Source organism: Natrinema halophilum, assembly GCF_013402815.2.
GTDB lineage: Archaea > Halobacteriota > Halobacteria > Halobacteriales > Natrialbaceae > Natrinema > Natrinema halophilum.
On record NZ_CP058601.1, the window covers coordinates 2,236,642 to 2,248,735 of the forward strand.

The 12,094-nt window shown below is 59.3% G+C and carries 12 protein-coding genes; 6 read left to right on the forward strand and 6 right to left on the reverse strand.

The genetic code is table 11. The features are described 5' to 3' along the window. Positions 1-102 precede the first annotated feature (102 nt). Positions 103-711 (forward strand): hypothetical protein, encoded by a 609-nt coding sequence (locus HYG82_RS31660; protein WP_179261045.1) that lies wholly within the window; start codon positions 103-105, stop codon positions 709-711. A 154-nt stretch (positions 712-865) separates the two neighbouring features. Next, positions 866-1,795, forward strand: coding sequence for an NAD+ synthase (locus HYG82_RS31665; RefSeq protein WP_179261046.1), 930 nt, complete (start codon positions 866-868; stop codon positions 1,793-1,795). Positions 1,796-1,877: 82 nt separating this feature from the next. Here HYG82_RS31665 and HYG82_RS31670 read toward each other — a convergent pair whose 3' ends face one another. The 6 genes from HYG82_RS31670 to HYG82_RS31695 form a co-directional block, all read right to left on the reverse strand. After that, the gene (locus tag HYG82_RS31670) at positions 1,878-2,291 is read right to left on the reverse strand and encodes a hypothetical protein (RefSeq protein WP_179261047.1); all 414 of its coding nucleotides are present in this window, start codon (positions 2,289-2,291) and stop codon (positions 1,878-1,880) included. 45 nt (positions 2,292-2,336) lie between these two features. Next, on the reverse strand, positions 2,337-2,630 hold the full coding sequence (locus HYG82_RS31675; protein ID WP_179261048.1) for a MarR family transcriptional regulator: 294 nt from the start codon (positions 2,628-2,630) through the stop codon (positions 2,337-2,339). A 684-nt stretch (positions 2,631-3,314) separates the two neighbouring features. After that, on the reverse strand, positions 3,315-4,499 hold the full coding sequence (locus HYG82_RS31680) for a DUF5305 domain-containing protein (RefSeq protein ID WP_179261049.1): 1,185 nt from the start codon (positions 4,497-4,499) through the stop codon (positions 3,315-3,317). A gap of 138 nt (positions 4,500-4,637) precedes the next feature. Next, the gene (locus HYG82_RS31685; protein WP_179261050.1) at positions 4,638-5,816 is read right to left on the reverse strand and encodes a signal peptidase I; all 1,179 of its coding nucleotides are present in this window, start codon (positions 5,814-5,816) and stop codon (positions 4,638-4,640) included. A gap of 207 nt (positions 5,817-6,023) precedes the next feature. Next, the gene (locus HYG82_RS31690) at positions 6,024-7,178 is read right to left on the reverse strand and encodes a CARDB domain-containing protein (RefSeq protein WP_179261051.1); all 1,155 of its coding nucleotides are present in this window, start codon (positions 7,176-7,178) and stop codon (positions 6,024-6,026) included. A gap of 27 nt (positions 7,179-7,205) precedes the next feature. Further along, the gene (locus tag HYG82_RS31695; RefSeq protein ID WP_179261052.1) at positions 7,206-7,712 is read right to left on the reverse strand and encodes a hypothetical protein; all 507 of its coding nucleotides are present in this window, start codon (positions 7,710-7,712) and stop codon (positions 7,206-7,208) included. Between the two features lie 494 nt (positions 7,713-8,206). Between HYG82_RS31695 and HYG82_RS31700 the strand changes: the two genes are divergently transcribed. From HYG82_RS31700 to HYG82_RS31715, 4 genes are all read left to right on the forward strand, one after another. After that, on the forward strand, positions 8,207-8,779 hold the full coding sequence (locus tag HYG82_RS31700) for a DUF7344 domain-containing protein (RefSeq protein WP_179261053.1): 573 nt from the start codon (positions 8,207-8,209) through the stop codon (positions 8,777-8,779). Positions 8,780-8,848: 69 nt separating this feature from the next. Continuing rightward, positions 8,849-9,697 (forward strand): hypothetical protein, encoded by an 849-nt coding sequence (locus HYG82_RS31705; RefSeq protein ID WP_179261054.1) that lies wholly within the window; start codon positions 8,849-8,851, stop codon positions 9,695-9,697. Between the two features lie 200 nt (positions 9,698-9,897). Next, positions 9,898-10,215 carry an EMC6-like membrane protein gene (locus HYG82_RS31710; RefSeq protein WP_179261055.1) on the forward strand — a complete coding sequence of 106 codons (318 nt, stop codon included), beginning with the start codon at positions 9,898-9,900 and terminating at the stop codon, positions 10,213-10,215. 1 nt (position 10,216) lies between these two features. Further along, complete coding sequence (locus HYG82_RS31715; RefSeq protein WP_179261056.1) at positions 10,217-12,031, forward strand: ribosome biogenesis/translation initiation ATPase RLI; 1,815 nt, start codon at positions 10,217-10,219, stop codon at positions 12,029-12,031. Positions 12,032-12,094: the final 63 nt, after the last annotated feature.

Here is a 12,094-nt window from a genome sequence, read left to right on the forward strand (position 1 = left end):
AACATCCCACTCGTCAGTTGATACCTGAAGATATCGGAGTGTATATCCCGACGCCTCGTTTTCGAACACCTGCCCCCAAACGCCGACCTCGATCTCGAACTGATGAGCTCAACTGACCCGACCGATCCGATCGCGGACGCGCTCCTCGGCGAATCGACGTACGAACGACTTCGAGTGCAACGGTATGCGCTGATCAAACGCCGGATTCCTCGGAAACTCGCCTGGCAAAGCGGCCTGTTGTGTGTTCTCGCGCTCATCGTCCCGATCACCGCTACGTATCCGTCCTCGGTCCGGGCGGCGTTCCCGGGAGGAAATCCGCTGTGGTCGTCGCCGCTCGTGTTGTGGGTTGGCGTCTACGCTGGCGCCATCCAGTTGGGAACGGCGACGTGTCTCGTCGCCGTCTCGATCGCTCGCCACCGACGGGAACCAGGGTTATCGGAGTCGGAGGCAGACACGCTCTTGAACATCGAGGACGTCGCATCAATGTTCGGACTCGCGACCGGTGGGTTCGCCATTTTGCTCACCGTTGGGTTCTTCCTGGTGGGACACGCCGGAATCGAGACGTTCGAGGCGGTTATCGAATCCGCGCCGCGAGACCCGTTCGAACAAACTGTGATCTCAGTCCCCGTTGTCGCCGTCGGCACAGCGGCCGCGGTAAGTTCCTGTGTGCTCTATCTACTCAGTCGGTATCTCTCGCTCGAGTCTCACTGACGTCCGACGGTAGCCCCTCGGTCCGTCGTCGCAGGAAAGTCTGGAGTGATCGTATGTGTATCCGCTGCTGAAATGAGACCTAGTTGTTTAAGGAAAAGCCATAAACACGAGACAAGTGTCTTGTAATTCTGTGAGATGGTTGTGATACTACTCTATGAAGTATGACGTCGGTACAGACGGCAAAAAACGTGCCGCCACTGGAAATACCGCGAACGCCGGGCCTTTTGTGACGAGCGGAACGAAACTCGAGGCGATACGCGAACAAATCGTCGCCGACGTTCGGGCCACGGTCGACGACGCTGGTGCGGACGGCGTCGTCGTCGCGATGAGCGGCGGGATCGATTCGACGCTGACGGCGGCGCTCGCGGTCGAGGCCGTCGGGAGCGATCGCGTCCTCGGATTGGGACTGCCCTGTCACAAGACGGAACTGGCTCACGTTGACGATGCGCGCACGATCGCGGATGGACTGGGAATCGAATTCGAAGAAATCCTGTTGCGTCCGCTCCTCGAGGCGTTCAAGGGGACGGTCGGGAACGAACTCGAATCGCCGGCCGATGGCGACGACCGGCCGAACGAACGGAATCACGAGATCGGAAACGTGACCGCGCGATTGCGGATGGCAACTACCTACTACGCGGCAAACGGTCAGTCACGGCTCGTTCTCGGTACTGCGAACCGTTCCGAGCGGCTGCTCGGTTACGTCACCAAGTACGGCGACGGTGCGGCCGACATGTACCCGATCGGCGACCTCTACAAAACGGAAGTCAGGGCGCTGGCGAAACACGTCGGAATCCCCCGCCGAATCATCGGAAAAGAACCGACGGCGGGGTTCTGGGCTACTCAGACCGATGCCGGCGAGCTCGGTGCGCGCTATGACGTCATCGACCCGTTGCTCTCCCGACTCGTCGACGACGGACTCCCGGTAGACGATGCCGTCGACGACCTCCGATTCGATCGCGAGACGGCGCGCGATATCGAACGGAGACACGCCGCCTCGACGCACAAACGGAACACGCCACCGACGCCGGGAATCGATGGCCGCGGCGATAGCCGATCGGGAAACGGATCGGAAGCGCACGAGTAGCCGCGAGGACACGACGGTCCGGGCCCGATCGGCGGCGGGGATTCGCTTGCGACGCGGCACCACATCGACCTTCGAGGTCGATTCAGCGGCCCGAATCGTCGGCGTATAACTCCGGATTGCGCCACCAGAACAGGCCCCAGGAGAGCAGAAATCCGCCAGCCATCGCGATGATATCGAGGAGAAAACTGGGGAGACCTCTGCCCGAAATCGCGACGAGCGTGATCGCAGCCCCCAGCGCAGCCCCCGTTACGATGAACAGGACGTCACCGGCGATTCGCACCCGCGAGTGGGCCCAGTAGTGCTGTCGGTGTTCGTCGAACCAGACGCCGACGTAGATCACCACGGGAGACATCGCCGAGATGATCGTGATCGAACGGTACGTCTCGGGGAAAACGGCCGGAACCAAGACGAGCACGTTAAGCAAGTTAGCAGCCAGCGTCGCGACGAAAAGGCCGGCCATGAGCCATCCCCATCGCGGTATCCGCTCTTTGTCCATACCGGGGACGGTCACCGCTGGAAAATAGTTCTGCCGCTCCGAGCGTTATTCTGCACAGCAAGCGTCCTTTTTCGGAGATTCTTCGACGCCGTTGCCGTCGGCTGCGACCGGTTCCTCGAGTCGGTACAAGCTCTGGCGAGCATCAGCAAAGTAGATGTCCTCGTCGACGATCCCTATTTCCTCGAGTCGCTCGAGCGCGTATCGCACCGTCCGGGCCGAAAGCATCGATTCCTGGACGATCTGTTTCTGCGTCAACGGCCCATCGTACTCGAGAACCTTGAAGACGAGTTTCGCACTCGGTGGCAGGTCTTCGATCTCTTCCCCGTCGGTCTCTTCCATGTTACGAATCGAAAGGCCCCAGCAGTATAAAAGTTGAGCCTTACCCAACGTGTAACCGGCATATGTTACTTAATTATAAAACCAGTAAATTATACTCTGAGGGGGTTGAGAGTCGAATTTGGGAATGTGGCTCGATCGGGTGAAACAGATCAAAACGAGTGACACCCAATATTGTGTGGTAGAGTACGTGCAAATAAAGCAGGTCCCCGTGGTGAATGATATATTCGACAGGTATAGGAGTCATTGAACGTCACTGCACACCTCGATCGCGAATTCGTGGCCAGCGAGTACTCGCTGGCCGCAGCAGTGCGAGCGGTGGGGACATCGTTTCAACGACTGCTAGAGGATTCGTTCGGGCCCGTCCGTCGCCGATCGTTGAATCTTCGTCTTCCCACTTCGCTTGCGACGTTCGTACTTCTGGATCGTTCCGGTCGCGGATTCGGAAGTTCGGCAGCGTATTCGACTCGACGAACATCCGTGTGATTCCTTCTTGGGTCCCGGATCGCGATCAGCCCGTTTCCGTCGACCGTTGCGAGATCGCCCGTACGGTAGTGGCGTTTGCAAACGCGACGACGTTCACGAATTGGTCGGTCCGTTCTGGCCCCGACGATCGATGGGCCACTCATCCGTCCTCGAAACGCGGATTGACGGTCAACTCGTTTCTCCCCGAAGTGAGGCGGGACGCTACAACTGTTCCCAGATTTCCTCGTCGTCCTCGAAGGCGTCCGGTTCATCGGGGGCTGAAAAGTCGTCGCTTCCCCCGAATTCTGTGAAATCCTTGGTGGAGAACTCGCTGTCAGATCCGACGACGGGTGGTTGTTCCTCGAGGTTCATCTCCGGCCAGGCTGTCTCTTCCCAGAGGCCGCGATCGCTGTAGTAGTAGACGATGCCGTCGTTGACGACCGCGAACAGGCCGCGTTGGCTGTCGTGGACGACGCGTTCGTTGGTATCGATCGCAACGTCGACCACGTCCTCGAGCGTATCGAGCGACACGTGGTAGTCGCCGAGCCACATCGGAATCGATCCACGCGAGATCCATTCGGCGTATCGATGTTCGTGGACTGCCCGTCGAGCGGCGTCGATGTCCGCTGGCGACCGGCGCGCGACGAACGCCGCCCCGACCAGCGAAAGCGTTCCCAGCACCGAGAGGCCGCCGATGAGCGCAGTGCTGCGTGGGACGGTCGTCCGTTCCACGCCGCTTTGGTAGCTGTGCGTCGCCGAATCGGACATCGATCCGCCCAGCCAGTAGGCGTCCTCGGTGATCCGTATCGGCGACGAGGTCGTTATCGTTCCCTCGTGTCGACCGGTATCGTACTCGGCACGATACGTCATCGTGAGCGTGACCGACCCGATACCGCTGACTTCGCTCTCGAGTTCCCGCTGGCGCTGCCGAAGGGCTTCGACATCGATAGTCGCTTCCGACCTTGCGATGCCGTTTTCGATCGACGGCGATTCGCGGAACACGGTGTGGGTTTCGTTCCAGAACGCTGTACCGTCGCGAGACGCTTCGAAGCGAACCTGCAGTTCGTGCGTGACGTTCGCTTCCTCGATTGCTGTTCCGTCGGTCGGATTTCGCAGTTTCGTTTTCGGCGTGATCGTCAATTCCGGGGAGGCGTCGAGTACGTAGACCGAGCTATCGGTGAGTCGTTCGCCCTCGTTCCAGAGCGTGCTATTTTGGATGACGATAGCGCTCGTCTCGACGGACGACGAGACGCGTTCTTCGCCGAACTGGGGCGTAGACGTCGTCACCGGGTTCGCGACGGCCCAGCCGGTCGCACCGAGTGAGAGAACGCCGACGATGACCAGCACGATCACGATCGAGCGAGCGCTTCGTGCGAGCAACAGATCGAGCCGCGGGTTATCGATCACACGTGTGACACCTGCCGAATTCCGATTGGTACTCCCCCCCATTTTCCCGGACCGGCCCGCGTACTGGGCCGGTCGACGGGATAACCATAGGCAAATGATGGAAATCGACTATTATAAGCATAGTGGCCCTGGCGCCGGTTATCGATCGTTCAACCATTTTCGCAGTCTTCGCTCGAGTCGGGTCGAGAGCGGGACGTGATGGCCCGGAGATCGAAACCGGATATCTCCGCTCCCGAAGATCAGGAGGACGAGCGAGACGGTGGTCGCGACGATGACGCCGTTTACGGCCGCGATGGCTGCCAGCGGGTGGAGGTCGTGGAGCCAAACCAAGGCGACCGGAGGTAATACGGCGAGATATCGGTATTCGCCGAGATGACGCGTATATTTGCCCGTCTCTTCCGGAGCGGTTAGCCACACGGATGTTTCCCCGCGGTCCCGAATGCCGACTGTCTGCCACCGAGGGTCGACACCGATCCCGCTACTTTCGGACTCGTGGACGATCGTGACGGGCACGTACCCGGCGTTGTGGACGGATCTCGTGAGTTCTGTCGTCGCGCCGGGAGTGACGATCTGTGGATCGTTGGTCGGCGATTCGGTACTTACGAGTTCGTACTCGTAGGTTCCCGACGGGACGACCATCGCCGCGGTCGCGAACGTCACGAACACCAGTAAGACGAGTCCGAGTGCAGTCCAGAACGCGATCACGTTCTCGCGAGACCGACGTCTCGTCGTCTCGCGCCGTGCGGGTCCGAGCCGTTCGAAAAGGGTGGCGAAGCCGAGGAATGCGACGCCGATCGCGACGAGCATGGCACCGAGGCCGTTCGAGGACGGAGTCGTCGTCACGCCGACGATCGTCGCGATCGTCCCGTAGCCCCGTTCCGCGAACCCTTGAATCGCCATCACGCTGGTGCCGAGGTACGGGATCGTTACGACCACACCCCGTATCTGCAGGGCTTTCGCGACTATCTGCCCGTCCTGTACGGGCGGCTCACCGCCGTCCTGATCGGTAAACGGATTCGCGTCTCCCTTCGTCACGTATCCCTCATCGGTCGTATCGACGACGCGATGCGTCGTCAGACTGCCGCCGTGGAGTTCTCTCGCCTGAAAGACGATGACGTCACCCTCCTCGACGTCACCCGAGACGATGCTCGGAATCGCAATGAAACCGTCACCGGTGTCCATCGTCGGTTCCATACTACCGGACGCGACGTACCCGAGCAAGATCGGCTGTCCGAGGAGCTGGCCGACCAGTAGCAAGACGACGACCAACGCGAGTACGAACCCGAATCCCCGCTTGGCGAGCGCGGCGGCAGTCATGGATGCTGAGCGAGAACGATCATTGTCGACTAACTGTTCGGTCTGACTATACTACTGCTGATGTATAAATGTCGCGAGCCGTCGATGCACGAGGAAGACCGGCGGTTCGTATCCGCCGAGCGACGAATCGAGATGCTCCAGTTCGAAGCGACAGCGTTGCGGTTGCGGGCGACGGTGGAGGGCGACATCCGATCTGAAACGCGCCTATCAGACGATCGTCCACCGGCGGTTCGCAGCCACTATCAGGATCATCAGCCCTGCCGACGCCGGCGGCGCGAGTGCTGCCGTCGTCACCGCCGAAAGTTCTCGATTCCGGATCGCAAGCGGTCCTGGTTCATCGACTCTCACCGTCCCCGCGGTTATCCCGCTCACCGCGATTTCGTACGTGCCCGTCTCGCCGAACGTGCGCTCGAAGGTTAGCGTCCGTTCGCCGTTGGCTGGAATCGAGACGACACGACTGTCGACGACGATTCCGTCGACCGCAAACTCGAGTGTCCGCTCGACCGGCGCATCGGTTGGATTGCTAACCGTCGCTCGGATCGTCGTTGATTCGCCAGCAGTGAGTGACGCATCGTCGACAGACGCGTTGACGACATCGATCGGCGGCCCTTTGACGGTTACCGATCGGCTTCCGACGCCCTCGATTCCCACGTCGAACGACTCCGGCCAGTACATCGTCCGTTCGAACGTGACGGATGTCGACTCGCCGGGCCCGAGTTCGATCGACCGCTGTTCGACGACAGTTCCGTCCACCGTCAACGACGCCGTAACCGACCCCGTTTCGTCGCCGACGTTTCGATACGTCGCGGTCGCCGTCACCGTTTCGCCGGTCTCGAGCGACATCGGCGAGACAGTGAGGTTATAGCCCGATATTACCGGTCCGGTATCGGAGTCGTCACGTTCGGGTTCGTCATCTTCGTACTCCACCATGACCGTGAACGTCTCCGTTCCGTTCTGTGCGATGCTCGTGTCTACCGCGACGCCGATGTGTTTGGTTTTACCGGTTGCCGGCTCGAGTGGGCTCGATTCACTGATCGTGTGAGTCGGATCGCCACCCTTGTAGAATGTGAGGCCGGAAACGTCGTGGTCGATCCAGACCCTCTCGACGTCATCGGTTACCGTGATCGTGAACACGTCATCCGCGTGCGTTACCGCGTCCTCGTTCAGGCGTTCGAGATCTAACTCGAGTTGATCGCCCGAAATACGAGCGTAGTCTCCGTTCGGTCCGGACGCTGGTTCCAACTCGAGTCTATCGGTTGTATCGCTCTGTGGTCCCCCATTTGCAGCGATCACGACTGCGCCAGTCGATACTGTGGCTCCCACCACGGTGAGCAACACCAGAAACGTATACCGAACGGACATAGAGAGGGGGAAAGCGAGGTACCGAGCTTAGTTACTCGTTTTGGTGGCGTTGATGGTGATCGTCACGTCATCTGATGACGAGAACTTGCTGGAATTAAGCGCGAGGCCGACGGATTTGGTATCCGAGGTGCCGATGCTGGTTAACTCGGCCTTGTTACCGGTGGTGTACGTCCGGGTTTCACCGGTATATACCATGATCGAATCGCTATTGGAAGAGACGTTGGCTTTGATAACTCCCTCGTCGTTGTTCTCTATGTCGAGTACGTCGTCGTAATACGTAGTGGCGTTCCCGTTGACCTTCGTGAATTTCAGCCCGAGTTCACCGTCTGACCCGTTACTGTAGCTGATAGCGCTACTGCCGGTGTAACTACTGTTGAGGGAAATGCCGAGGGCCGCATCCGCGTCACCGGTCGTTTCTACACTCACGTCACGCTGCGCTTCGACCTGGCTGAACGCGCCCGAAGCGATAAGCGCTCCACCAAGTAGGATGGTCGTTCCCAATACGAACAACACGTTGCGTCGGTTCATTCTCATGATTATGGTCTCCGTTCCGCAGTTTCCGGCACCCGTATGCGACGGGTAACCGGTGTGCGGTTCTGGTCGTACCGTGGAACGATACCCACTTTGTATTGAGTAGCCAGAACCGGCGAAAGCCCGGCCATACGCATCTTCAAGGGGGGCCTGAAAGCCGATTGCGGCCGTTTTACCGGGGTGGAGACGATGACGTTTCGCCAACCGAACCGCGATCGTTGGCGACTCGAAAGCGACTCTCGAGCGACAGTGGCCACTATTATCAGACCCTCTATATTTACACCAATTAATTCAGTCATGTATGTTATCCCAATCTCGTCCATAATTATCGAGTGAACAGATCGCTTGTGATGCGAAAATCATTCAACAGTACTCAGTCAGGCGTTCGCAGTCGATAGACGCCGTTTTCACGAAGCGATACGTGCGATAGCTGGAGGCCACTGAAGGACAACAAACGTTATATATCACCAGAACAGATATTTATATTGATTAGGAGGATGGCAACAACCGGTGAGAGTCAACCGGCCCAGTCGAGGCCCGGAGACTACGACACCCAATCGAGGGAAGGCGAAATATTCGACCTGCTTTCCAATCAGCGCCGCCGATACGCCATCCACTACTGTAAGCGCGAGGAAACGCCCGTCTCGCTGGGCGACCTCGCCGAACACGTCGCTGCGTGGGAACTCGAGAAGGAACTCGAAGAAATCACCTCGGCAGAACGAAAGCGAGTCTATACATCGCTACAGCAGTCACACCTGCCAGCCCTCGAGCAAGCCGATGTGATCGAATTCGACGACCGGACGGTCGAACTCACCGACGAAGCGGCCGAACTGGACGTCTACCTCGACATCGTTCCGGGCGATTCAGTCCCGTGGGGAGTCTACTACCTGGGGCTGACCGCGGTCGGGGCCGTCGTGATCGCGGGGGTGTGGCTCGAGGTGGTCCCGACGGGGACGATTCCCGAACTCGGCTGGGCGACGCTGGTGTTCGCCCTGTTCGGCGTGTCGGCCGTCGTCCACGTAGTACAGAACCGACGAATGCGAATCGGAAAAACGGAGCGACCGCCGTAACTAACACCCATGGCCGATCGAGTTCGTACGACGCGTCGTGGTGCACTGGGTCTCATAGGGGGTGGTGCAGTGTTCTCGATCCTGGAAACCCAGGGTTACTCTCACGTACTGGGAGAACGGTTGACGAACGTACAGACCGCCACCGATAAGAACGCGCTCCTTGGTATCACCGGCGCGAATGATACGTCGATCACACCGACGTTTACGAACAACACCAACAGACACATGGACGTAACGCTCGATAGCGCCGAAGCTATCGAACTGGACGTCGGAAACGATGGAAACTGGGTCTCGCCTCCGACGTCGTTCCCGCTGGTTGCAGGTGAATCGAAGGAAGTGAACATCCGGTATCTCGGCGTCTGCACCAGCGCAGGCTGGGCGACGGTGGACATTACCGGAGGACTTGCCGACGGGAGTGGGAACACCGTCGGTTCTGTTCACCTTTCTCGAGATTTCAAGATTTCCGAGGCTGGACAGGTGCAATTCACCGGGACTGCGAAAAGCGCCGGTAGCAGTGGCAAGTACGAATTCGAAATAGAAAACACGGGTTGCTCCGATGTGACGTGGACCGGGGTCGGGATCAACGAAACGACGACTGGTGCAGACTACGTCTCCGGAAAGGGAAGTCTGTTTAACAAAAATACGAAACAGGAGTTAGTTACAGATCAAATTCCGATAGATAGCGGTAATCCCGAGAGCGATACCCGTCGTGACTTCAACCAATCGGTTCAATTACTCCGAAACGATCCCATGAGGTTCGAATTCAGGGAATTTATGCAAACTGCATCCGGGAACGGGAAGGGAAACAAAGATTCCAAAGTGGATATGCAGGGAGAGGACATCCGAATCACGCTGTATCTAAGCGACGGGAGTTCTGCCATTGTCAAACTCTGTCTCGGAACCTGTGATTTTAATTGAACGTGGGGGCCAATCGACGCAGCAAAGAATTCTCGAACGTCGTTTCGGCCCAGATAATTGACGTAACGGACGGAATACCCGGTAATTCGGCCAAGGTAACGACGTAACGGACGGAACACCTGGTAATCCGCTGTTCGGTCACGTGACCGCTTCGCACCCAATGCGAACGCCTTTTTAGCACCGGTCCCGCAGTTTCTGTCATGTCGACCGAATCGATTAGCGACCGACGCGAACACATTCGCTCGGTCAGTGTAACCGCCATGTCCGCGCTACTGGGCGTCGGCGCGGCAGTCGCCTCCGCGACGTGGGTCGGAACGACCACGACGGCTGCCCAGAGCACGGAAACGCTCGCGTTCGTCGTCGGCGCAATCGTCGTCCAGTACGTCCTCATCAACGCCCTGGGGATATACGGCGAGGACGAATTCGGAACCAAGCATTATCTGTTCGTGGCGTTCATGACCTTCGCGCTATGGTTTATTACGTGGGGCATTTTGCTCACCGCGGAGGCAACTGGCTAAGATGGCCGACGACAGCATCGCCGTCGTAGACCTGGACCGATGTCAGCCCGATCGGTGTAGCTACGAGTGCAAAAACTACTGTCCGCCAAACCGCACCGGTAAGGAGTGTATCACCCTCCGCGGTGAGGAAGCAGACGAGGGGCAACCCGAGCAGATCCACATCTCCGAAGAGATCTGTCTGGGCGAAACCTGTGGCATCTGCGTCGAGAAGTGTCCGTTCGACGCCATCGAGATAATCAACCTCCCCAAGGAACTTCAGGACGACCCCGCACACCGCTACGGCGAGAACGCCTTCTCGCTGTACGGCCTCCCCGCTCCGCAGGAAGGGCAGGTGACCGGTATCCTTGGTCCCAACGGAATCGGGAAAACGACCGCGGTCCGAATCCTCGCAGGCGAACTCGAGCCGAATCTCGGCCGCTACGAGGAGTCGCCGGGCTGGGACGAGGTGCTCGAAGCCTATCGCGGGACGGAGCTACAGGATTACATCGCAGACGTCCGCGACGGCGACGTTACGGTGGCACGAAAGCCCCAGTACGTCGACCAGATTCCGAACACCTTCGACGGCAACACGCGCCAGCTACTCGAACGGACGAACGAGCGGGGGGCCCTCGACGACCTGGTCGAGCGCCTCTCGATCGAGCCGGTCATGGAGCAGTCGATCGACGACCTCTCTGGCGGCGAACTCCAACGGGTCGCCATCGCGGCCACGCTGGCACGCGACACTGACTTTTACTTCCTCGACGAGGTCACGCCGTATCTCGACATCGGCCAGCGCGTGACCGCGGCGCGGCTGATTCGCGAACTCGCCGAAGAGGAGGACAAGTCGATGCTCGTCGTCGAGCACGACCTCGCAATTCTCGACCTGCTCGCGGACACGCTCCACGTCGCCTACGGTGAGCCGGGGGCCTACGGTGTCATCACGTCCCCGAAATCCGTCCGCAACGGCATCAACGAGTACCTTTCGGGGTATCTCGACAACGAAAACATGCGGATTCGGCCGGATCCGATCGAATTCGAGGAGCACGCGCCCCGAACCGGGACCCACGGCGACACGCTCGTCGAGTACCCCAACCTCACCAAGAGCTACGGCGACGGCGAATTCAGCCTCGAGATCGAGAGCGGCCAGATTCGCGAAAACGAGGTACTCGGGATCGTCGGCCCGAACGGGATCGGGAAGTCGACGTTCGCGAAACTACTGACGGGCAATCTGACGCCCGACGATGGTGATGCCGATCTCGATCTCGAAATTTCCTACAAGCCCCAGTACGTCACCATCGACCAGCATATGCGGGTCGACGCCTTCCTCTCGTCGATCACCGACCAGTTCGGCTCGTCGTACTGGAACACGGAAATTGCCCAGCCGCTCCAGTTAGAGCGTATCATGGAGCAGAACCTCTCGGACCTCTCCGGCGGTGAGCGCCAGCGGGTCGCGATCGCGGCTTGCCTCTCCGATTCGGCCGACCTCTACTTGCTCGACGAACCCTCCGCTCATCTCGACGTCGAACAACGGGTACAGGCGACCAAAGCGATCCGCCGCTACGCCGAACAGCAGGACGCGACCGTGATGGTCATCGACCACGACATCTACATGATCGATCTGCTCGCGGATCGGCTGATGGTCTTCGACGGAGAATCCGCCGTCCACGGCCGCGCAGGAAAACCCCAGCCGATGCGCGACGGCATGAACGAATTCCTCGCGAACCTCGAGGTTACTTTCCGCCGGGACGAACGCACCTCACGCCCGCGGATCAACAAACCCGATTCTCAACTGGACCGCCAGCAGAAAAGCGACGGCGAGTACTACTACGCGCCGTGATCGGCTGGGCCGATCTCGTCCGCATACCCATCCTCTGAGAAAGCGGGTGATCGATTCGGTCGC

Excerpts from the sequence above, each read along its gene's own strand:
- HYG82_RS31665 (WP_179261046.1), top strand. The coding sequence starts at position 866 with ATGAAGTATGACGTCGGTACAGACGGCAAAAAACGTGCCGCCACTGGA.
- HYG82_RS31690 (WP_179261051.1), bottom strand. The coding sequence starts at position 7,178 with ATGTCCGTTCGGTATACGTTTCTGGTGTTGCTCACCGTGGTGGGAGCC.
- HYG82_RS31685 (WP_179261050.1), bottom strand. The coding sequence starts at position 5,816 with ATGACTGCCGCCGCGCTCGCCAAGCGGGGATTCGGGTTCGTACTCGCG.
- HYG82_RS31715 (WP_179261056.1), top strand. The coding sequence starts at position 10,217 with ATGGCCGACGACAGCATCGCCGTCGTAGACCTGGACCGATGTCAGCCC.
- HYG82_RS31710 (WP_179261055.1), top strand. The coding sequence starts at position 9,898 with ATGTCGACCGAATCGATTAGCGACCGACGCGAACACATTCGCTCGGTC.
- HYG82_RS31670 (WP_179261047.1), bottom strand. The coding sequence starts at position 2,291 with ATGGACAAAGAGCGGATACCGCGATGGGGATGGCTCATGGCCGGCCTT.
- HYG82_RS31660 (WP_179261045.1), top strand. The coding sequence starts at position 103 with ATGAGCTCAACTGACCCGACCGATCCGATCGCGGACGCGCTCCTCGGC.
- HYG82_RS31675 (WP_179261048.1), bottom strand. The coding sequence starts at position 2,630 with ATGGAAGAGACCGACGGGGAAGAGATCGAAGACCTGCCACCGAGTGCG.
- HYG82_RS31695 (WP_179261052.1), bottom strand. The coding sequence starts at position 7,712 with ATGAGAATGAACCGACGCAACGTGTTGTTCGTATTGGGAACGACCATC.
- HYG82_RS31700 (WP_179261053.1), top strand. The coding sequence starts at position 8,207 with ATGGCAACAACCGGTGAGAGTCAACCGGCCCAGTCGAGGCCCGGAGAC.